Raw genomic sequence first — 19,155 nt, 5'->3', positions numbered from 1 at the left:
GGTTGATCACTTTGGGCCTTCTTTTGGTCGGATTGGTTCTGCCGCGCGCAGGTACCCGAGCTGAGCACGCACACTGTGCTCGGCCGGGGCCCACAGCGCGCGGTCCACGTCGGCGTAGACATGCTCGACGATCTGGCGCGGGGTGGCGTCCGCGCCGAGCAGCTCGAGCGCCGCGCGCACCTGGTTCAGCCGCTCCTCGCGGTGGTCCAGGTACTCCTGCGCGGTCGTCCCGAGATCGGCCAGCTCCGGTCCGTGCCCGGGCAGCCCGCCCAGCCCGGCGGGCAGGTCGAGCAGCCGCCGCAACGAGCGCAGATAGGACCCGAGATCGGCGAGCACCGTGGTGCCGCGACCGAGGATCGTGTCCCCGGTCAGCACCTGCTCGCCGACCCTGAAGCAGACCGAGTCGTCGGTGTGCCCGGGGGTGTGCAGCACCTCGATCTCCAGCCCTGCCACCGAAAATCGCTCGCCGTCCATAAAGGACTCGGCGTCCTGGCACAGCGCCGGGTCGAACGCGCGCACCGGCGCGCCCACCTGTCCGGCCAGCCACGGCGCGCCCTCGCTGTGGTCAGGATGGTGGTGCGTCAGCAGAATCAGCGCGACCGGCCCGGTTTCGGTGAGCTTCGGCAGATGCTCCAGGTCGTGATAACCGGGGTCGACGACGACGCTTTCGGCCGCGCCCGGCGCCCGCAGCACCCACGTGTTCGTGCCTTCGAGCGTCATCGACGACGGGTTGTTCTCCAGCAACACCGACGCGATCGGCGAAACCTGCCGCAACTCGCCGTACGCGGGATGTGTCATTCGTCCCCCATGAGCACACGGATCCGGTCACCTTCGCGGATGAGCCGGGGAATGATCGTCTCGACTTTGCGTTCCGCCGCGAGCGCGTCCGCGGTGGTACCGAACCCTGCCAACTCGGTCAGCGTGTGCCAGGTCGGCGGCATCAGCGTGCTGCGTCCGGCTTCCGCGTCGGCGAGCGCGTCCGCGGGCCGCTGCCAGCCGGAGGACTCGGCCTCCGTGGTGGCGCCGTCCGCGTGCTGGCCCGGCGGCAGGACGGCCAGGAAGAACCGCGTGTCGTAGCGGCGCTCCTCCTGGACGGGGGTGATCCAGTGCGCCCACGGTCGCAGCAGGTCGGCACGGAGCGTGAGCCCGGCTTCGGCGAGGAAACCGGCGAGTGACACCTCACGCGACTCGAGCGCCCGCCGCGCTTCGGCATAGCGCGCCGCGTCGGCGACCGCACCGTCCCCGGTGCCGGCCAGCAGCACGCCGGACTCTTCGAACGTCTCCCGCACGGCGGCGCACACCAGCGCCCTGGCCACCGATTCGGTACCGCCGAACCAGTCCGCCCACTCGCTCGCCGGCGGGCCGGCCCAGCGGACCGACGCGTCCGCGTCCCGCTGGTCGACCCCGCCGCCGGGAAACACCGTCATCCCCGGCGCGAAGGCCATCGCGGCCACCCGCCGTTGCAGGAAGACCTCGATGCCCTCGTCGGTGTCGCGAAGCAGGATCAGGGTCGCGGCATCCCGCGGCACGGTGGCCTGCGCGGGCTCCGTGTCCGAAAACGGCATTCCGCCCGGCAGCTCGAAACTCAGTTGACGCACACCAAGGAACTTACGCGGCCATCAGGCGCCGGAGAACCCGTCCACCCAGCGCGGGTTGTCCTCGCCACCCGCGCCGTTGGTCCGGACCTTCGAGGCCTCCGCCCGCTCCCGCTCGGCCAGCTCAGCGTGCAGTTCACGCAGGAGCTGGCGGTCACGCTCGGACAGCTGCGGGTCGTTGAGGTCGAGCTCCGGGATCTCGACGACCTCGGTGCCGGACCCGATGGTCGCGGACGCGATCGCCTTGCCCTTCTCCGGATCCTCGGCCAGCGCCGCGCGCAGCTGCGCGACCTCGGCCGACGACAGGTCCGTGGTGGCCTCGACGCGCGCCTCCGGCGGCTCTTCGCGCGGACCGAACTTGTGCCCGGGCCCCTTCGCCGGCTCCGGGATCACCGGCGGTGCCGGCGGAGGTTCCTCAGCCGCGGAGCTGGACGCGACGTGGCGGCCCGGCTTCTCGCGGGCGACGGCCGAAGCCTTCGCGGGTGCCGGTCTGGTCGGTGTGCTCGATGCCGAGGAGCCGCTGGCGAGCCACACCGCGACGGCCGAGTCGTGCGCCCGGTCGTGGTAGCGAGCCCGCTCGGCGCCCGGGCCGGACACCTCGACGACCGCCCGGATCCCGACGCGGCGCAGCGCCGCGTCGACGCGATAGGCCGCCGCGGGCGGGTTGCCCTCGGGGCCGATCTCGACCAGCACCACACGCTGCGGCAGCGGGCCGGGCACGCTGCCGGCGGGCGTGTTGCGCCACACCGCGTGCACCGAACGCACGTCCGGCAGCACCTGCAGGGTGCGGTCCAGCGCGTCCGCGATCCCGCGCTCGGGCTGGTTGTCACCGGTGAAGTGGTGCAGCACGCCGTTGTCGGCTTCGGCGTCGTTGACGGTGAGGTGGTCGGCGAGCGTCGCGTCGGAACGGCTCAGCTCCAGCACCAGCCCCAGCTCGTGCTGCTCGGACTCGCGCACCGGCAGCTTGCCGGCGATCAGCGCGCCCGTGGTCAGCTCGGCGGCCTCGTCGAGACGAGCCCGGGCCGTCAGCTCCCGCGCTTCGGAAAGGGCGCTGTCGTCCAGCCTTCCGGCCAGCGCGAGCAGCAGGTTGTGCAGCCGCAGCGGAACCGCGAACCCGTCGGTTCCCAGCCCAGCGGCGTCACTGTGGACCTCCACGATTCTCCTCCCAGCGGCTCGCCCGTGGCGAGCGAGCCGTTACGCAGCGGCGAGGCGGTGCCCGGTGTCCACTGCTCCGGTACAGATCAGCTCGGAACTCGCCAGCGCGGCCCGGTGGTACGCGGGGAGATCGAACCTCGGCGGCATGACCTCGACGCTGGGCTCTTCGTCGCCCAGCACTCGCAGGACCCGCTGCAGCTCACCGGTCAGCCTCGGCAGGCCGGCCAGCGCGGTGATCAACAGCACCCGCTTCCGGTCCTCACCGTCGCGATGCCGCCAGCTCTGCCGCACCTCACCCACGTCCGGCCGGCCCCGCAACGTTGCGTGAACCAACGCGGACACTGAGTCTACGGAGTTCACCCGATCGGGTGCACCCCCCGTGAATGTGTACCGGTTCTCGGGGGTCTCGTCCACCCCAAGCGTGGAACTGACCTGGTGCCAGTCGGCGCCATGCGGCACCAGCCCCGCGACCAGCAGGCGATACTCCGGCTGGTCGAGGTCAATATTGTGCTTTAGCAAAGTCCTGGGGAGGGTCCGCGCGAGTGTCGTCATCGCGCCCTCACCCAGCCAGTCGCGGTAGCGCCACAGCAGCTGGTCCGGCATCCGGCCGGCCAGGCGCAGCAGCAGCTCGTGACAAGCGGCTTCGATGTCCGGATCCATGTCAGACCTCCACGATCAGTTCGACCTCGACCGGCGAGCCGAGCGGCAGCTCGGCCACCCCCACCGCCGAACGCGCGTGCGCGCCCGCCTCACCGAAGATTTCGCCCAGCACCTCGGACGCGCCGTTGATCACCGCGGGCTGGCCGGTGAACCCCTCGGCCGACGCCACGAACCCGACGACCTTGACCACCCGCACCACCGAGTCGAGCCCCACCAGCGCGTCCACCGCGGCGAGCCCGTTCAGCACGCACGTGCGCGCGAGTCCCTTGGCCTCCTCGGGGCTGACCTCGCCGCCGACCTTGCCGATCACGGCGAGCTTGCCCTCGACGAACGGCAGCTGCCCGGAGGTGAAGACCTGCGAACCGCTGCGCACCGCCGGGACGTACGCCGCGACCGGGGCCGCGACGCCGGGCAGGTCGATGCCCAGCTCCGTCAGGCGCGCACGCCAGCTCACGCCTTCACCCGCTTGAGGTACGCGACGTGCTGTTCGCCACTGGGGTTCGGCAGCACCGTGACCAGCTCCCAGCCGTCCTCACCCCACTGGTCCAGGATCTGCTTGGTCGCGTGGATCAGCAGCGGAACCGTGGCGTACTCCCATTTCGTGGCGCTCATGAGGCCCGAGACTAGCCACCCGATCAAGCCGTGACCGACCCACCCGAGAAGTCTCACGTTCTGTTACCGACGGTCCACCCGTCGAGTCCCGGGTGAATTACGCTGCGAGAGTGAGCATTTCCCTGGCGGGCTGGACCGACGAGCTCGCGCGCGCCCGGCTGCACTTCGTGTCCGGCAAGGGCGGCACCGGCAAGACGACGCTCGCGGCTTCGCTGGGGCTCGCGCTGGCACGCGGCGGCCGCCGCGTGCTGCTGATCGAAGTCGAGGGCCGGCAAGGCTTCGCCCAGCTGTTCGACACCGAGCCGCTGCCCTACGCGGAGCAGCGCGTCGCGTCCGCGCCCGGCGGTGGTGAGCTGCGCGCGCTGCACATCGACGTCGAGGCCGCGCTGCTCGAGTACTTCGAGATGTTCTACAACCTGGGCTTCGCCGGCCGGACCCTGCGCCGGATGGGCGCGATCGAGTTCGCCACGACCCTCGCGCCGGGCCTGCGGGACGTGCTGCTCACGGGCAAGATCAAGGAATGCGTCGGGCGCACCGAGTCCGACGGCAGGCACACCTACGACGCCGTCGTGGTCGACGCGCCGCCGACCGGCCGCGTGGTGAAGTTCCTCGACGTCACCAAGGCCCTGACCGATCTCGCCCGCACCGGCCCGATCCGCGGCCAGGCCGACGGCGTGGTGCGGCTGCTGCACTCCGGGGAGACCGCGGTGCACCTGGTCACGCTGCTGGAGGAGATGCCCGTGCGGGAGACCGTCGAGGCCGTGGCCGAGCTGGACGGCGCGGACCTGCGCCCGGGTGCGGTGTTCGTCAACCGGGTGCGCCCGCCGCGGCTGCCGGCGCGGTCGCTGAACGCGGCGGCCGACGGCCGGGTGGACGCGTCCCGGGTGCGGACCGGGCTCGCCGCGGCCGGGCTGGAGCTGTCGGAGGCGACCGTGGACGCCCTGGTCGCGGAGACCGTGGAGCACGCCATCGGGATCGCCGCCGAGCAGCGTGCCCGCGAACAGCTCGCCGAGGCCGACCTGCCGACGCTGGAGATTCCCGATCTCCCGGACGGGGTCGATGTCGCGGCGCTCTACGACATCGCGGAAATCCTCGTCGAGCAGGGAGTGCGCTGATGCTCGACGTGGACAAGCTGATCGACGATCCGGAGACGCGGGTGGTCGTGTGCTGCGGTTCGGGCGGGGTCGGCAAGACCACCACCGCCGCGGCGATCGCGCTGCGCGCGGCCGAGCGCGGGCGGCAGACCGTCGTGCTCACCATCGACCCCGCGCGCCGGCTGGCGCAGGCGCTCGGGCTGCGCGAACTGGGCAACCATCCACGTCAAGTTCAGGTCGAGGGCTTCGATCCGAAGGGCGAGCTGTGGGCCATGATGCTCGACATGCGCCGCACCTTCGACGACATGGTGCGCGCGCACGCCGGGCCGGACCGGGCCGAACAGCTGCTTGCGAATCCCTTCTACCAGACCATTTCCACGTCGTTCTCCGGCACGCAGGAGTACATGGCGATGGAGAAGCTGGGCCAGCTGGCGGCCACCGGCGACTGGGACCTGATCGTCGTGGACACCCCGCCGAGCCGGTCCGCGCTCGACTTCCTGGACGCGCCGACACGGCTCTCCAGCGCGCTCGACGGGCGGATGATCCGGCTGCTCACCGCGCCCGCGAAGGCCGGCGGCTGGGGCTTGCGCAAGGTCGTGTCGGCCGGGTTCACGATGTTCGCGAAGGCCGTCTCGACGATCATCGGCGGGCAGCTGCTCGCCGACGCGTCCGCGTTCATGCAGGCGTTCGACACGATGTTCGGCGGGTTCCGCGAGCGGGCGCGCAAGACCGCCGAACTGCTGCGCTCGAAGGGCACCGCGTTCCTCGTCGTCGCGTCGCCGGAGCCGGACGCGCTGCGCGAGGCCAGCTACTTCGTCGACCGGCTCTCGTCCGAGTCGATGCCGCTGTCCGGGCTGGTCGCGAACCGCACCCATCCCGTGCTGGCCGGCCTTTCGGCGACAGCGGCACTCACCGCGGCGGAGCGCGCCGAGCCGAACGCACCGCTGGCCACCGCGGTGTTGCGGCTGCACGCCGACCGGGTCACGCTGGCGGAACGCGAGGAGCGGCTGCTCGCGCGGTTCACCAGGGCGCACCCGGAGGTGCCGATCGTGCGCGTGCCGGCGCTGCCCAGCGACGTGCACGACGTGGCCGGCCTCCGCGACATCGGAGACCGGCTCGCTTCCTCGTCGGACGCCTAGCTCACCGCGGCCCCGGCGAAGTCCCGTTTCGCCGACTCCAGCAGTTCGGCCCAGGACGTCACGTCCGGCCGCCGGCGTAGCAGGGCACGCCGCTCACGTTCGGTCATCCCGCCCCAGATGCCGAAGCTGATCCGGCTGTCCAACGCCTCGGCCAGGCACTCGGTGCGCACGGGGCAGCCCATGCACACGATCTTGGCCCGGTTCTGGTCCGCCCCCCGGACGAACAGCTCGTCCGGGTCGGTGTCGCGGCACAGTGCGTCCGTTCGCCAGCTCCGCTCAGTGGATTCCATTGCCCCCAGCTCCTAACTCGGCTCACGTGCCCGGCGCTCCCCTGGCGCCCTACGTGAGACGTTGACGGACTGTAGAGCGAATCGGTTCCCGCGCCAAGATCCCGCGGACATTTCGTTACCGGAACACGTCGCATCGGAGCAGACGACATGGTATTCGTCCCGCTTGTCGGCGAGCTCACGAGTCGTCCCACTACGCTGGCCCCGTGCGGAAGACGGAAGGCCTGTTCAAACTGCTCGGTCTGTGCCTGCTCGGGGGGGTTCTCGTCGCGGGGATGCTGTTCCCGATCGTCGGCGGCGTCGGGGTCGCCTCGAACAAGGCCAGCGAAACGGTCGACAGCATGTCCGCGGAGCTGGCCAACGTGCCGCCACCGCTGGTCACCACGATCACCGATTCGGCCGGGCACCCCATCGCCACGCTGTACGACCAGTACCGGATCCCGACCGCGTCGTCGCAGATCAACGACGCGATGAAGTGGGCGCTGGTTTCGGTCGAGGACAAGCGGTTCTACGACCACCACGGGGTGGACTGGAAGGGCACGATCCGCGCCGCGCTCAGCAACAGCACCGGCGGCGACACGCAGGGTGCTTCGACGCTCACCCAGCAGTATGTCAAGAACTACCTGATCAACGTCATCTATCGCGGTGATGAGGCCGGGCAGCGCAAGGCGCAGGAGCAGTCGGTCGCCCGCAAGCTCAAGGAAGCGCGGGTCGCGATCCAGCTCGAGACCAAAATGGACAAGGACCAGATCCTTACCAGCTACCTGAACGTGGTCGAGTTCTCCCGGAAGGTCTACGGGGTCGGCGCGGCCGCGCAGACCTATTTCAACACCAGCTCGGACAAGCTCACCGTGCCGCAGGCCGCCTTGCTGGCCGGCATGGTGAACAACCCGCCGTTCTACGACCCGTGGAGCCACCCCGAGCGTGCGACCGAGCGCCGCAACCTGGTGCTGGACCGCATGGTGGAGAACCGGAAGCTCGCGCCCGAGGATGCGGCGAAGTTCAAGACGGAGCCGCTGGGCGTCGTCCCGGACGGGCCGGCCAAACCGGCCGCGAACTGCACCGGCGCCGGGCCGGAGAACGGGTTCTTCTGCCAGTACGTGCAGGACTACCTGCTCACCAACGGCATGACGAAGGACGACCTGTACACCGGCGGATACACCATTCGCACCACAATGGACCAGAACGCGAACCACCAGGCCAAGATGTCGGCGGAGCAGCAGGTCAGCAAGACGCAGAAGAACGTGGCGAACACGTTGTCGTTGGTGCGTCCCGGAAAGGACCGGCACGAGGTGATCGCGCTCGCCGCGAACCGGGACTACGGCACGGATGCGAGCAAGGGCCAGACCACGTACGCGCTCCCCTCGGATGTGTCCAATGTGACCGGTGCGGGCTCGAGCTACAAGATCTTCACCACGATGGCGGCGCTGGAGCAGCACAAGACCGGGATCTACGCGACCATCCAAACGCCACAGTCGTATGCGTCGACTGTCTTCACCAGCGGCCAGAAACCCGGCTGCCCGCAGGTCGGGCGCGGCACATGGGCATACTGCCTGCAGAACTATGGCGAGGGTGTCTACGGGCCGTCGATGTCACTGCAGCAGGCGCTCGCGACGTCGCCGAACACGGGGTTCGTCATCCTGGAGGAACAGGCCGGGATGGGTGCCGTGACCGACATGGCGCGGCGGCTGGGTATGCGCAACACGATGGCCTCGAACGCGGCGAATGGTGGCCCGGTCGACCCGAACAACGCCAATGTCGCCTACAAAATGTCGCAGCAGCGGTTCTTCGGCCCCGGTGGGGTGGCGCAGGCCGGTCTGGGCGCGTTCACCCTTGGCGTGAGTCCGACGAACGGCCTCGAACTGGCCAACGTGGCGGCGACGATCATGAGCGGCGGCGTCTGGTGCCCGCCGACGCCGATCGGCGGTGTGACCGACCGCAACGGAAAACCGGTGAAGGTCAAGGAAGTAGCCTGCGAGCAGGCCGTGCCGGAAGGCCTGGCGAACTCCATGGCCGTCGGCATGAGCAAGGATGACACCGAGGGCACGTCGGCGGCCGCCGCGTCGGCGGCCGGCTGGAACCGGCCGATGATCGGCAAGACCGGCACCACGGACGTCAGCGGATCGGCGACCTTCGTCGCGGCCGTGCCCCAGCTCGCCGGGGCGGCCATGGTATTCCGCCCCGACTACCCGGTTGGCGGCCTCATCGACGGCGGGCCCGGCAGAGTCAGCGCGACCCAAGGCAACTCAAACGGCAACATGTTCGGCGGCAAGACCCCCGCCCGCACCTGGTTCGGCGCGATGACGCAGATCTTGAACGGGCAACCCGTGCTCCCGCTGCCCCCGTCGGACCCGGCGTACGAACACTGAGGGGGCCTGCACATCATCAGTCTGCTGCTGTTCGTCTTCCTGCCCATCACGCTGGTCTGGGCGGGGGTGGCGTTCATCCCGTGGCGGCCCTACACATTGCGCGTGGCGCTGCTCGGGATGCAGGTGATCGCGACCGTGGTCCTCGTCATCCTGGCGACCGTGCGCTGGGATCTGCGCTGGCAGTTCCCGGCGTTCGTCCTGGCGCCGGGAGCGGTGGTCGCCCTCGTGCGCGGGCTGATCGTCGTAGCGGCCCTTGTAGACGCCCGGCAGCGAACGCGGCCGAACACCGAGCCGTATCCTCGAAAACGTGGGTACCGAGGGTGACAAGAGGACCGCGGCGCGGTTGGCCGCCGGGACGGTAGCGCTGGGCGCGGCGACGCTCGGGTATGCGGTGGGCATCGAGCGGCAGCGCTGGACGTTGCGCAAGGCCGAACTGCCCGTGCTCTCGCCCGGGTCGAAACCTGTGCGGGTGTTGCACATCTCCGATCTGCACATGCTGCCCGGCCAGAAGTCCAAGCAGCGCTGGGTCGCCGCGCTCGCCGAGCTCGAGCCGGACCTCGTCGTCAACACCGGCGACAACCTCGCGCACCCGCACGCCGTGCCGTACGTGCTGCGGGCGCTGGGGAGCCTGCTCGAACGGCCCGGCGTGTTCGTGTTCGGCAGCAACGACTACTACGCACCCAAACCCAAGAACCCCGCCCGGTACCTGATGCCGCGCGGCAAGAAGAAGCGCATCCACGGCAAACACCTGCCGTGGGACGACCTGCGCGCCGCGTTCATCGAGCACGGCTGGCACGACCTCACCCACGCCCGGCAGAGTCTCCAGGTAGCCGGGCAACAGGTGTTCGCCGCCGGAGTCGACGACCCGCACCTGCGCCGCGACCGCTACCGCGAGATCGCCGGCCCCGCCGACCACAACGCCGTGCTGCGCGTCGGCGTCACCCACTCACCCGAACCACGCGTCCTCGACCCGTTCGCCGCCGACGGCTACGACCTGGTCATGGCCGGCCACACCCACGGCGGTCAACTCCGCATCCCCGGCATCGGCGCCCTCGTCACCAACTGCGAACTCGACCGCTCCCGCGCCCGCGGCGCCTCCCGCTGGGGCGCCCACATGTGGCTACACGTCTCAGCCGGCCTGGGCACCTCGCCCTACGCACCGGCACGCTTCGCCTGCCCGCCCGAAGCGAGCCTCCTGACCCTCGTCCCCCGCGGCGGAACAGACGAGACGACCGCAGAGGAGACCCGCCGCAAAGCCACCACCACCGTCCGCTAGACTTCACCACGGCCCGTTAAGCAGTACCTCGGGGTGTGGCGCAGCTTGGTAGCGTGCCTCGTTCGGGTCGAGGAGGTCGTGGGTTCAAATCCCGCCACCCCGACGCAAGATCTGGGAGATCCCTGCCCGCGGAGTGCGCGGGCAGGGATCTTTCGTTATTACATTGGGGGTCGAACCCCCAAACCCCGGCAGGGAGGGCTTCGCCCCCCTGCACCCCCCACCACGGGGCCAGTGAAGTGGCCAGCTCACCCACGCCGGTGCCGGCGAGGTGGTCGGGTCACCTACCTCGGTGCCGGTGGGGGGGTTGGGTCACCATCGGACAACGGAACGCGAGACGGGTGGTCTAACGGCCAGGGTGGGGTCCAGTCCGGGGGCTTCCCTTCTCCCCGCGATCCCTTGCGGTGAGACGGTCGGGTCAAGGGTGATCGCGCCAGCGGTCATCGCGAAGCGACGCCGAAGGCGCCCTTGAGGCGGCCGGCTCACCGTAAGACACTTGAGCGAGAAGGGGCACCCCACCCAACGCAACCCCCTAAAACACCCAAAGCATCACTTCACCCCCGAAACCTCAACCCAGCACTGCTGAAAAGACCCATCCCCACCGTTCACCCACGCCCAAGCCGACCGAGCAGCGGAAGCCAACTGATCGCGATCCACCGAGGACGCCGACAGAGCCGCGTCCAGCCGCGACTCGACATACCGCGCCAAATCCCGGTACGCCATGTCCGACCGGAACCGGGCGTGCGAACGCACCTCCCGGAACCCGGCCTGCTCCACCAAGCCCGCAAGATGCTTGCCGGCAAAGGGATCCCCACCCGCACGCCGCCGCAACAGGTAATGCCCCCGAAGCGCGGCAACCACATTCACCGTCCGTGGCTGCAACCGCGCCCGACTCCAGTCCGAAGTGGACAGAGCGAGCACGCCCCCCGGACGCAGAACGCGCCGAAGCTCCAGCAACGCGTCCGCCGGGCGGCTCAGGTGCTCGAACAGCGCATGCGCGTACACCAGGTCGATGCTTTCCGACCGGACCGGCAACTCGTACACCGACCCGGCGACAAAGTCCACAGTGGACACTGAGGTTTCAGCAGGAAACTGCCGCGGCTCGGCATCCACGCCGAGCACCCGGCCCAGCGGACCGACGACGGGCACGAAACCGCGCGTGATCGTGCCTTGGCCGCACCCGGCGTCCAGCACCCGCATCCCCGGTTTCAGCGTCCGCAGCACGAATCCCGCCCGGTCGCTCGCGGTCCGTGCCGACATCATCGACAGCGCGTCATCGGCGAACCCGGGCGCGTATCCCTCCAGCACACGCCCACCGTACGGGCAGTACCTGGCAGGATCGAGGGGTGACCACTCAGCACCCGCCCGCCGTCATCCCCGAACGCCTCTTCGCCGACGCCACGGCCGAAGCCCGCTGGCGCGACCGCTTCCACGCGCCGCGCATGTCCGTGCCGGACTGGGCCATCGACGCGCCGGAGAAGAACATCTACGTCTCCAACGCCAGCGGTGTCTGGGAGGTCTACGCGTGGGACCGCGTGACCGGCGAGCGCCGCCAGGTCACCGACCGTCCCAACGGCACCATGGCCACCACGACGTCGCCGGACGGCACGTCGATCTGGTGGTTCAACGACACCGACGGCGACGAGTTCGGCTCCTGGGTGCGTGAGCCGTTCACCGGCGGCGAGGCCGAGCGGGCGGTCCCCGACGTGCACGACGGCTACTCCGCGGGCCTCGAGATCGGGCAGCGGTTGACCGCGGTCGGCGTCTCGACCGACGACGGCAGCGAACTGTTCGTGCAGGCCGACGGTAAGACCGAGCGCTTCTACGCGAGCAAGGACGACGCGGGCATCGCGGCGCTGTCCCGCGACGAGCGCCTGCTCGCGATCTCACATTCCGAGCACGGTGACTCACGTCACCCCGCGGTCCGGGTGCTCGCCACCGACGGCTTCGCGACGGTGGCCGAGAAGTGGGATGGCGAGGGCAAGGGGCTGACCCCGCTGGACTTCTCCCCGGTCGCCGGTGACCCGCGGTTACTCGTGCTGCACGAGCGCCGCGGCCGCGAGGAGCTGCTGGTGTGGGACGTCGAGCGCGACACCGAGACCGAACTGACGCTCGACCTGCCCGGCGAGGTCGCCGCCGGCTGGTACCCGAAGGCCGACGCACTGCTGGTCGTGCATTTCCACGAGGGCCGAAGCTCGTTGTACCGCTACGACCTCGGCACCGGCGAGCTGTCCTCTTTGGACACGCCTAAGGGCCGGATCGGCGGCGCGAGCGTCCGGCCGGACGGCACCGTCGAGTACTCGTGGTCGAACGCCGCGCAGCCGACCGTGATCCGTGCCCGCGCCGCCGATGGCGCCGACTCGGTCCTGCTGACGCCGCCCGGCGACCCGGCCCCCGGCTCGGCGCCGGTGACCGACGCGTTCGTCGAGGGCCCTGGCGGACGCGTGCACGCGCTGGTCTCGCGCCCGCTCGACATGCCCGAAGGCCCGATCCCCACGGTGTTCACGCTGCACGGCGGCCCGCACGCGGCCGACGAGGACCGGTTCTCGGCGTACCGGGCGGTGTGGCTGGACGCCGGGTTCGCGGTGGTCGAGGTCAACTACCGGGGCTCAACCGGGTACGGCTCGGCCTGGCGCGACGCGATCGAGGGCCGCCCCGGCCTGACGGAACTGGAGGACGTCGCAGCGGTACACGACTGGGCCGTCCAAAGTGGACTCTCCGACCCGGCGAAGTGCGTGGTGTCCGGCGCTTCCTGGGGCGGCTACCTCACCCTGCTCGCGGTCGGCACCCAGCCGGCCCGGTGGGCGGCCGCCATCGCGAGCGTGCCGGTGGCCGACTACGTCGCGGCCTACGAGGACGAGATGGAGCAACTGCGCTCCTTCGACCGCGCCCTGTTCGGCGGCTCGCCCGAGACGAAACCCGACGTGTACAAGGAATGCTCGCCGATCACGTACGTCGATGACGTGCGCGCGCCGGTGCTGGTCCTGGCCGGCGACAACGACCCGCGCTGCCCGATCCGCCAGATCGAGAACTACCTCGACCGGCTGGCCGCGCGGGAGGTGCCGTACGAGTTCTACCGGTACGACGCCGGGCACGGCTCGCTCGTGATCGCGGAGACCATCAAGCAGACCGCGGCCGAGATCAGCTTCGCGGTGCGCGCTCTCGACCTGATCTGACGCTCAGTGGTGGAAGGACGTGCTGGTCGACGGATCGTGCATCGGCGCCGCCTGCGCTCGCAGCTCGGGCAGCGCGCGTGTCAGGTCCGCGATCAGCAGGTCCGCCATGTCGTGCGTGAAACCGTTGCGGCACACCACCCGCAGCACGGCCAGGTCCGTCCGGTTCGCCGGGAACGTGTACGCCGGCACCAGCCAGCCGCGTTCCCGGAGCCGGCGCGACACGTCGAAGACGGTGAACGACGTGACGTCCGGTGTGGTGGTGAACGCGAACACCGGCAGCTCGTCGCCGCGAGTGAGAAGGTGGAACGGGCCGAGCCCCTCGATCCGTTCCGCCAGCGCGGTCGCGACGTCACGCGAAGCCTGTTGCACCGCGCGGAAACCTTCGCGGCCGAGCCGGACGAACGTGTAGTACTGCGCGGCGACTTCGGCGCCGGGGCGCGAGAAGTTCAGCGCGAACGTCGGCATCTCGCCGCCGAGGTAGTTCACGTTGAACACCAGCTCCCGCGGCAGCGCGTCGTGGTCACGCCAGAGCACCCAGCCGACGCCGGGATAGACCAGCCCGTACTTGTGCCCCGAGGTGTTGATCGACGCGACGCGCGGCAGCCGGAAGTCCCACTCCAGATCGGGGTCGAGGAACGGCGCGATCATCGCGCCCGACGCCCCGTCCACGTGCACCGGGATGTCCCAGCCGGAGCGCTCCTGCAGCTCGTCGAGCGCGGCCGCGATCTGGGCGACCGGCTCGTAGCTGCCGTCGAAAGTGGACCCGAGGATCGCGACGACGCCGATCGTGTTCTCGTCACAGTGCGCGACAGCCTCGTCTGCGCTCAGATGGAAGCGGTCGGCCTCCATCGGCACCAGGCGCGGCTCGACCTCCCAGTATTCGCAGAACTTTTCCCAGCACACCTGGACGTTCACGCCCATCACCAGGTTCGGCCGCCCGGTGCGGCCGAGCTTCGACCAGCGGCGCTTGAGCGCCATGCCGGCGAGCATGCACGCCTCCGACGAGCCGGTCGTGGAGCAGCCGATGACGGCTTCCGGGTCCGGCGCGTGCCACAGGTCGGCGAGGATCGACACGCAGCGCCGCTCCAGCTCGGCGGTCTGCGGGTACTCGTCCTTGTCGATCATGTTCTTGTCGACGCACTCGGCCATCAGCTCGCGCGCCTGCGGTTCCATCCACGTCGTGACGAACGTGGCCAGGTTGAGTCGCGCGTTGCCGTCCAGCAGGAGTTCGTCGCGGACGAGCTGGAGCGCGGTGTCGGCGGGCAGCGGCTCGTCGGCGAGCTGGTGACGCGGCAGCGTCAGCGTTGCCGCCAATGCCGGATTCATACCGCCCACCAACGGATTGCTACCGCCGCGCCGCTGCTTGCGGTGGTTCCCCGTGTGCAAGACCATGCCACGGAACTTAGTCGCTCGCGGCGCTGATCGCCGGGGATGCCGTGAGGGAAAAATCCCTCACGGCATTCGGCTCAGGCCTGTTGGGCCTCCCACATCCAGTGCGCCTTTTCCAGCTCACGCACGATCTCGATCAGCAGGTCCTGCGTGACGAGATCGCTCTTGTCGGTCTCGTCGATGCGCTTGCGCAGCCGCTGGATCTCCTGGGCGAGGAGGTCGACGATCGCCGCGATCGTCGATTCGACGCTCTGCCAGTTGTCGGGATACTCGGCCAGCCCCGAGCTCTCCACGACCGTCTTCGCCTTGCCGTTGGGCGAAACGCCGATCGCGTTGGCGCGCTCGGCGACCTCGTCGACATAGGTCCGTGCCGTGGCGACCAGCTCGTCCAGCTGCAGGTGCACGCTGCGGAAGTTCGCGCCCACCACGTTCCAGTGGGCCTGCTTCGCGATCAGCGACAGGTCGACGAGGTCGACCAGCGTGGCCTGCAGGACGTTTCCGGTGATCTCCTTGTCGCTTTCGGAAAGCGGGCTCTTGATCGGAGAGTTCGCCATGACAGATCTCCTCTCGTTCAAGAGGTCTTGGCGGTTACCTCGACCTCGATGTTTCCTCGGGTGGCCCGGGAGTACGGGCAGAGCTGATGCGCCAGCGCGACCAGCTCGTCGGCCCGGCCCTGCTCGAGCCCGGGCAGCGTGGCCTCCAGCTTGACGGCCAGCCCGAAGGCGTCGCCGTCCTTGCCGATGCTCACCTCGGCGGTCACCGTGGTGCCGTTCAGCGCCACCTTCGACTGCCGGGCGACGGCCTGCAGCGCACTGTGGAAGCAGGCCGAATATCCGGCCGCGAACAGCTGCTCGGGGTTGGTGCGCTCCCCGCCCGGTCCACCCATCTCCTTCGGGATCGCGAGCTGTTCGTCGATCACTCCGTCGGACGACGTGACTTCGCCGTTCCGGCCGTCACCACGTGACGTCGCGACCGCTGTGTACAGGGCTTCCACGTGTCCCTACCTCCTCGTCGTCGGGAGCAAAGCGTCCCACTGGTCACAACATCCCGCACGGCGCGGACGTTCCTCGGCATGGCCGTCGTCACGGCACCCGGTTACCCCGGCGAAGGGAGCCGTAATCGATCAGGCGCGGCGGGCGTGCGCGAATTCGGTCACCTGCCGCCCGATCAGGCGAAGCGTGCTGACCACCTTCTCGTCGGAGGCACCGCCGGCCTCGTCGAACTTGACCTCGGCCGAGTTGACCGAACCGCCGAGCGGCGTCGGCCACCCGCGCAGCGCGTGCGCGATGGTGCGCAGCTGGTCCAGCGTGGTGACCGCGGCCTGCCAGCCGTACGCGACCGCCACCAGGCCGACTCCGCGCCCGTCGAGATACGGGCGGGTGTCGGGGCGGAGATCCTCGATGTAGTCGAGCGCGTTCTTGATCAGGCCGGACAGCGCGCCGTGGTAGCCGGGCGAGACGATGATCAGCCCGTCGGCGGCGCGGACGGCCTCGACGAGCCGTTCGGCCTCCGGTGTGCGGTCGGGGATCCCCGAGTCGTAGAACGGCAGGATGAGTTCACTCCCGGTGATCGCGTGGGTTCGCGCACCGGCTTCTTCCGCGCCGGCCAGCGCGATGCGCAGCGCCCGCTCGGACTGGGAGCCGGTACGCAGGGATCCGCCGATGCCGACGATGTTGATCACCGAGGAGGAAGTCACTTTTCGAGGCTAACCCCTCCACCTAGGTGGAGGACCAGACTTGAGACGGAGGCCCAAGTCACATCTGGCATTCCGCCCTACTCACCGGTAACGTCAGCAGCCGTGGTCAACACCCTCCGGTCCCGCGTCGAAGCAACCGGGGCCCAGCTGGTCTTCGCGCTTCCGCGCCCGGTGCGTCGGCTCATCGCCGGCCGGGCCATCCGGCTCGACGGGCAGGTCCTCTCGCTCGATGCCCAGTTACTGTTGCGGCTCCAGAACTTCGCGGGCGTATCGATGTCGAAGAAGACGCCCGAACTGGCTCGGCGGATGCTCGCCCGTTCCCAGCATCTGGTCAGCGGCGCGCCGGCCGGCCCGGTCACCAAGCACGAGCTGACGATCCCCGACGAGAACGGCGGTATCCCGGCGACCCTGTACACGCCGCGCGGGCTGCCGGAGAACTCCGGACTGCTCGTCTTCTACCACGGCGGCGGCTGGGTGATCGGCACGCGCGAAAGCCACGACACCGCGGCGCGCTTCTTCGCGAAGTACGCGGGCGTGCGGGTGCTGTCGATCGAATACCGCCTCGCGCCCGAGAACTCGTTCCCGGCGGCCGTGGACGACGCGGTGACGGCGTTCGAATTCGCCTACGCCAAAGCGAAAGACCTCGGCGCCGACCCGGAGCGCATCGCCGTGGGCGGGGACAGCGCGGGCGGCAACCTGGCCGCGGTGACGGCGCAGGTCACCACCGGCCGGGGCGGTCCGGCGCCGGCGTTCCAGCTGCTGCTGTACCCCGGGGTGGACGCCTCGGTGCGCCGCCGGTCGAGGGAGATCTTCGGCGACGGCTTCTTCCTGACCGACGCGGACATGACGTGGTTCATCGACCACTACGCGCCGACTGGCGTCGACCGCACCGATCCGCGGATGTCTCCGTTGCTGGGCAAGGACTTCCCGGGTCTCCCGCCGGCCTACATCGCGGTCTCCGGCTTCGATCCGCTGCGCGACGAGGGTCTGGCCTACGGCGAAAAGCTGCGGGCGGCGGGGGTGCCGGTCGCGGTGAGCCTGCAGTCCGACCTGATCCACGGCTACGCCAACTTCCTCGGCATCGGCCACCGGTTCCGCGAGGCGATGTCGGAAGCGGCCGGTGCGCTCCGGATGGGGCTTTCGGGGATCAGACGATAAAAAGAACCGGGGCCTGGCGTGTTGTCACGCCAGGCCCCGGGCCCCCCTCATTCGGTGCTGACTTAAACGCCCGGCAGCGGCGGCACGGGCAAGCTCGGCGCACCCGGAACCGGCAGCGCGGGCGCACCCGGTGTCGGCAGGCTGGGCGCACCCGGGGTGGGCAGGCTGGGCGCCCCACCCGGCAGGCCCGGCAGGCCGGGCACCGGCAGCGGCGGCAGCCCGCCACCACCGAGCAGGCCCGAAAGCAGGCCGGTGACCAGCGACAGCAGGCTCTTCACGAGGTTGCTGATGATGTTCAGCGGCGGCGGCAGGTCCGGCAGATCCGGCAACGCCACCGGCAGCTGGCGCACCGTCCCGGCCTGCGACGGGTCGGCCAGGATGCGGCTGCTCTCCCCGGCGTAGGTCTGCGCGTCGGCCGCCTGGCGCTGCTGGTCGGCCTGGATGGAGTACTTCTGTCCCGCGGCGAGGTCACCGAGGACCGGGTTGAGCTGGTCGAGCGAGCGCTGGGTGCCTGGTACGTCGGCGCCGTAGGCGGCCCTGGTCAGCTGGTCGCGAAGCTGCAGGACCTGCTGGCCGACCGCCTCCGTGCTGGAGCTGCCCTTGCCATCCGCGGCCGCGACACCGGCTCCGGTCATCGCGAGCACGCTTCCCGCCACCGCCACCGCGATGATCCGGGCAAACTTGCCTTTCATTCCCTAACCTCCTGGCCTCGGTAGACCTAACAGGAGCTATGGGTACCGCCGGGGTCAGGGCCCCACCACTTGATCACCCGTTGGGGACGGCGAGTCACCCTTACGTGCCGGAATCGAATCGTGCGAATTCTGCACGGAATGATGAACGGGTCCGGATCACCCCTTCGCCCGATGATCATGAAGCCCGAGACGGGCGTCGCGCTGCGTGGCAGCCTCACCCCGAAGATTCGACACGCCCACTCGATCCGGTGCATTCGGTGATCTCTCGCCTTGATCACACCGGAGTGATCATGAAAAACCTTTCCACTTTTGGGGTCTTGGCGGGCCCGTTCGTCGCAGCGCGCCGGACACCAGGCGGCCCCGGCGGGCCGAAGCCCACCGGGGCCGCTGCTCCGTGGTGGGAGTCCTATTTCGCGCGGCTGCAGTTCGGGCATAGCCCCCAGAAGACGACCTCCGCGTCGTCCACCGCGAAGCCGCCCGCGTCGCCGGGTTCGAGACAGGCCGCGTCGCCCCGCACGAAGTCGACGTCCTCGGTGCGCCCGCAGCTACGGCAGACCAGGTGGTGGTGCCGATCGCCGGTGCGGGTCTCGAACCGTGCCGGGTGGCCGGCGGGCTCGATGCGCCGCACCAGTTCCGCGTTCGTGCAGGCGCCCAGCACGTCGTACACGGCCTGGGTGGACACCGAACCGAGTACCTGCCGGACCCCCTCCGCGACCTGGTCGGCCGTGGCGTGGGGATGCACGGCGAGCCATTCGAGCACGGCGACGCGCGGCGCGGTGATCCGCAGGCCGGCCGCCTTGAGCCGGTCCCGTACCGGGTTGACCTGGTGCGTCATAGCTTCTGTAGCTTCCTCCGCTTTT

General features: G+C 69.9%; 21 protein-coding genes and 1 tRNA gene. 8 read left to right on the top strand and 14 right to left on the bottom strand.

The genetic code is table 11. The features are described 5' to 3' along the window. Positions 1–6: 6 nt before the first annotated feature. From LOZ83_RS13045 to LOZ83_RS13020, 6 genes are read right to left on the bottom strand one after another with little or no spacing between them, the layout of a single operon-like run. Positions 7–798, bottom strand: a complete 792-nt coding sequence (locus LOZ83_RS13045) for an MBL fold metallo-hydrolase (protein ID WP_236790711.1) — start codon at positions 796–798, stop codon at positions 7–9. Then, positions 795–1,565, bottom strand: a complete 771-nt coding sequence (locus LOZ83_RS13040) for an NUDIX hydrolase (protein WP_236790798.1) — start codon at positions 1,563–1,565, stop codon at positions 795–797. The genes LOZ83_RS13045 and LOZ83_RS13040 overlap by 4 nt, the downstream gene beginning before the upstream one ends. A 54-nt stretch (positions 1,566–1,619) precedes the next feature. Further along, positions 1,620–2,753, bottom strand: a complete 1,134-nt coding sequence (locus LOZ83_RS13035) for a hypothetical protein (protein ID WP_236790797.1) — start codon at positions 2,751–2,753, stop codon at positions 1,620–1,622. Between the two features lie 36 nt (positions 2,754–2,789). Next, positions 2,790–3,410, bottom strand: a complete 621-nt coding sequence (locus LOZ83_RS13030) for a hypothetical protein (protein ID WP_236790710.1) — start codon at positions 3,408–3,410, stop codon at positions 2,790–2,792. Between the two features lies 1 nt (position 3,411). Continuing rightward, positions 3,412–3,864, bottom strand: coding sequence for a RidA family protein (locus tag LOZ83_RS13025; protein WP_236790709.1), 453 nt, complete (start codon positions 3,862–3,864; stop codon positions 3,412–3,414). After that, positions 3,861–4,022: a DUF4177 domain-containing protein gene (locus LOZ83_RS13020; protein ID WP_167110427.1), complete on the bottom strand. Its 162-nt coding sequence runs from the start codon at positions 4,020–4,022 to the stop codon at positions 3,861–3,863. The genes LOZ83_RS13025 and LOZ83_RS13020 overlap by 4 nt, the downstream gene beginning before the upstream one ends. A gap of 110 nt (positions 4,023–4,132) precedes the next feature. On the opposite strand from LOZ83_RS13020, the gene LOZ83_RS13015 reads away from it, so the two are divergent. Next, entirely contained in the window at positions 4,133–5,137 is a 1,005-nt protein-coding gene (locus LOZ83_RS13015; RefSeq protein ID WP_236790708.1) for an ArsA-related P-loop ATPase, read from the top strand. Then, positions 5,137–6,255 (top strand): ArsA family ATPase, encoded by a 1,119-nt coding sequence (locus LOZ83_RS13010; protein ID WP_236790707.1) that lies wholly within the window; start codon positions 5,137–5,139, stop codon positions 6,253–6,255. The genes LOZ83_RS13015 and LOZ83_RS13010 overlap by 1 nt, the downstream gene beginning before the upstream one ends. On the opposite strand, the gene LOZ83_RS13005 is transcribed toward LOZ83_RS13010, so the two are convergent. Then, a complete protein-coding gene (locus LOZ83_RS13005; RefSeq protein WP_236790706.1) occupies positions 6,252–6,545 on the bottom strand; it encodes a WhiB family transcriptional regulator in 294 nt (97 codons plus the stop codon). The genes LOZ83_RS13010 and LOZ83_RS13005 overlap by 4 nt on opposite strands. Before the next feature lie 203 nt (positions 6,546–6,748). Between LOZ83_RS13005 and LOZ83_RS13000 the strand changes: the two genes are divergently transcribed. From LOZ83_RS13000 to LOZ83_RS12985, 4 genes are all read left to right on the top strand, one after another. Further along, complete coding sequence (locus LOZ83_RS13000) at positions 6,749–8,911, top strand: transglycosylase domain-containing protein (RefSeq protein WP_236790705.1); 2,163 nt, start codon at positions 6,749–6,751, stop codon at positions 8,909–8,911. 102 nt (positions 8,912–9,013) lie between these two features. Further along, positions 9,014–9,235: a hypothetical protein gene (locus LOZ83_RS12995; RefSeq protein WP_236790704.1), complete on the top strand. Its 222-nt coding sequence runs from the start codon at positions 9,014–9,016 to the stop codon at positions 9,233–9,235. Continuing rightward, positions 9,219–10,187 (top strand): metallophosphoesterase, encoded by a 969-nt coding sequence (locus LOZ83_RS12990; protein WP_236790703.1) that lies wholly within the window; start codon positions 9,219–9,221, stop codon positions 10,185–10,187. Before LOZ83_RS12995 ends, LOZ83_RS12990 begins: the two co-directional genes overlap by 17 nt. A gap of 29 nt (positions 10,188–10,216) precedes the next feature. Beyond that, positions 10,217–10,290: transfer RNA gene (locus LOZ83_RS12985), tRNA-Pro, on the top strand. Between the two features lie 443 nt (positions 10,291–10,733). On the opposite strand, the gene LOZ83_RS12980 is transcribed toward LOZ83_RS12985, so the two are convergent. After that, positions 10,734–11,492 carry a methyltransferase domain-containing protein gene (locus LOZ83_RS12980; RefSeq protein ID WP_236790702.1) on the bottom strand — a complete coding sequence of 253 codons (759 nt, stop codon included), beginning with the start codon at positions 11,490–11,492 and terminating at the stop codon, positions 10,734–10,736. Positions 11,493–11,530: 38 nt separating this feature from the next. On the opposite strand from LOZ83_RS12980, the gene LOZ83_RS12975 reads away from it, so the two are divergent. Beyond that, on the top strand, positions 11,531–13,360 hold the full coding sequence (locus LOZ83_RS12975) for a prolyl oligopeptidase family serine peptidase (protein ID WP_236790701.1): 1,830 nt from the start codon (positions 11,531–11,533) through the stop codon (positions 13,358–13,360). Positions 13,361–13,363: 3 nt separating this feature from the next. On the opposite strand, the gene LOZ83_RS12970 is transcribed toward LOZ83_RS12975, so the two are convergent. The 4 genes from LOZ83_RS12970 to LOZ83_RS12955 form a co-directional block, all read right to left on the bottom strand. Then, the gene (locus tag LOZ83_RS12970) at positions 13,364–14,752 is read right to left on the bottom strand and encodes a glutamate decarboxylase (protein ID WP_236790700.1); all 1,389 of its coding nucleotides are present in this window, start codon (positions 14,750–14,752) and stop codon (positions 13,364–13,366) included. 74 nt (positions 14,753–14,826) lie between these two features. After that, complete coding sequence (dps, locus tag LOZ83_RS12965) at positions 14,827–15,303, bottom strand: DNA starvation/stationary phase protection protein Dps (RefSeq protein WP_236790699.1); 477 nt, start codon at positions 15,301–15,303, stop codon at positions 14,827–14,829. Between the two features lie 17 nt (positions 15,304–15,320). Next, entirely contained in the window at positions 15,321–15,743 is a 423-nt protein-coding gene (locus LOZ83_RS12960) for an organic hydroperoxide resistance protein (RefSeq protein WP_236790698.1), read from the bottom strand. 129 nt (positions 15,744–15,872) lie between these two features. Next, positions 15,873–16,421 carry an NADPH-dependent FMN reductase gene (locus tag LOZ83_RS12955; protein ID WP_236790796.1) on the bottom strand — a complete coding sequence of 183 codons (549 nt, stop codon included), beginning with the start codon at positions 16,419–16,421 and terminating at the stop codon, positions 15,873–15,875. Between the two features lie 126 nt (positions 16,422–16,547). Between LOZ83_RS12955 and LOZ83_RS12950 the strand changes: the two genes are divergently transcribed. Beyond that, complete coding sequence (locus LOZ83_RS12950) at positions 16,548–17,603, top strand: alpha/beta hydrolase (protein ID WP_236790697.1); 1,056 nt, start codon at positions 16,548–16,550, stop codon at positions 17,601–17,603. Between the two features lie 62 nt (positions 17,604–17,665). On the opposite strand, the gene LOZ83_RS12945 is transcribed toward LOZ83_RS12950, so the two are convergent. Together LOZ83_RS12945 and LOZ83_RS12940 are read right to left on the bottom strand one after the other, a co-directional pair. Further along, a complete protein-coding gene (locus LOZ83_RS12945; RefSeq protein WP_308190209.1) occupies positions 17,666–18,295 on the bottom strand; it encodes a hypothetical protein in 630 nt (209 codons plus the stop codon). A gap of 406 nt (positions 18,296–18,701) precedes the next feature. Beyond that, a complete protein-coding gene (locus tag LOZ83_RS12940; RefSeq protein ID WP_236790696.1) occupies positions 18,702–19,130 on the bottom strand; it encodes a Fur family transcriptional regulator in 429 nt (142 codons plus the stop codon). Between the last annotated feature and the right edge of the window lie 25 nt (positions 19,131–19,155).

The sequence above is a fragment of the Amycolatopsis sp. GM8 genome (assembly GCF_021653975.1).
Classification (GTDB): domain Bacteria; phylum Actinomycetota; class Actinomycetes; order Mycobacteriales; family Pseudonocardiaceae; genus Amycolatopsis_E.
Note: the sequence above shows the minus strand (reverse complement) of the source record. Positions and strands in the feature narration are given on the sequence as shown.

Bases quoted from the DNA above. Each gene is read 5' to 3' on its own strand.
- LOZ83_RS13030 (WP_236790710.1), bottom strand. From the start codon at position 3,410: ATGGATCCGGACATCGAAGCCGCTTGTCACGAGCTGCTGCTGCGCCTG.
- LOZ83_RS13045 (WP_236790711.1), bottom strand. From the start codon at position 798: ATGACACATCCCGCGTACGGCGAGTTGCGGCAGGTTTCGCCGATCGCG.
- LOZ83_RS12945 (WP_308190209.1), bottom strand. From the start codon at position 18,295: ATGAAAGGCAAGTTTGCCCGGATCATCGCGGTGGCGGTGGCGGGAAGC.
- LOZ83_RS13020 (WP_167110427.1), bottom strand. From the start codon at position 4,022: ATGAGCGCCACGAAATGGGAGTACGCCACGGTTCCGCTGCTGATCCAC.
- LOZ83_RS12940 (WP_236790696.1), bottom strand. From the start codon at position 19,130: ATGACGCACCAGGTCAACCCGGTACGGGACCGGCTCAAGGCGGCCGGC.
- LOZ83_RS13010 (WP_236790707.1), top strand. From the start codon at position 5,137: ATGCTCGACGTGGACAAGCTGATCGACGATCCGGAGACGCGGGTGGTC.
- LOZ83_RS13040 (WP_236790798.1), bottom strand. From the start codon at position 1,565: ATGCCGTTTTCGGACACGGAGCCCGCGCAGGCCACCGTGCCGCGGGAT.
- LOZ83_RS12970 (WP_236790700.1), bottom strand. From the start codon at position 14,752: ATGGTCTTGCACACGGGGAACCACCGCAAGCAGCGGCGCGGCGGTAGC.
- dps (WP_236790699.1), bottom strand. From the start codon at position 15,303: ATGGCGAACTCTCCGATCAAGAGCCCGCTTTCCGAAAGCGACAAGGAG.
- LOZ83_RS13005 (WP_236790706.1), bottom strand. From the start codon at position 6,545: ATGGAATCCACTGAGCGGAGCTGGCGAACGGACGCACTGTGCCGCGAC.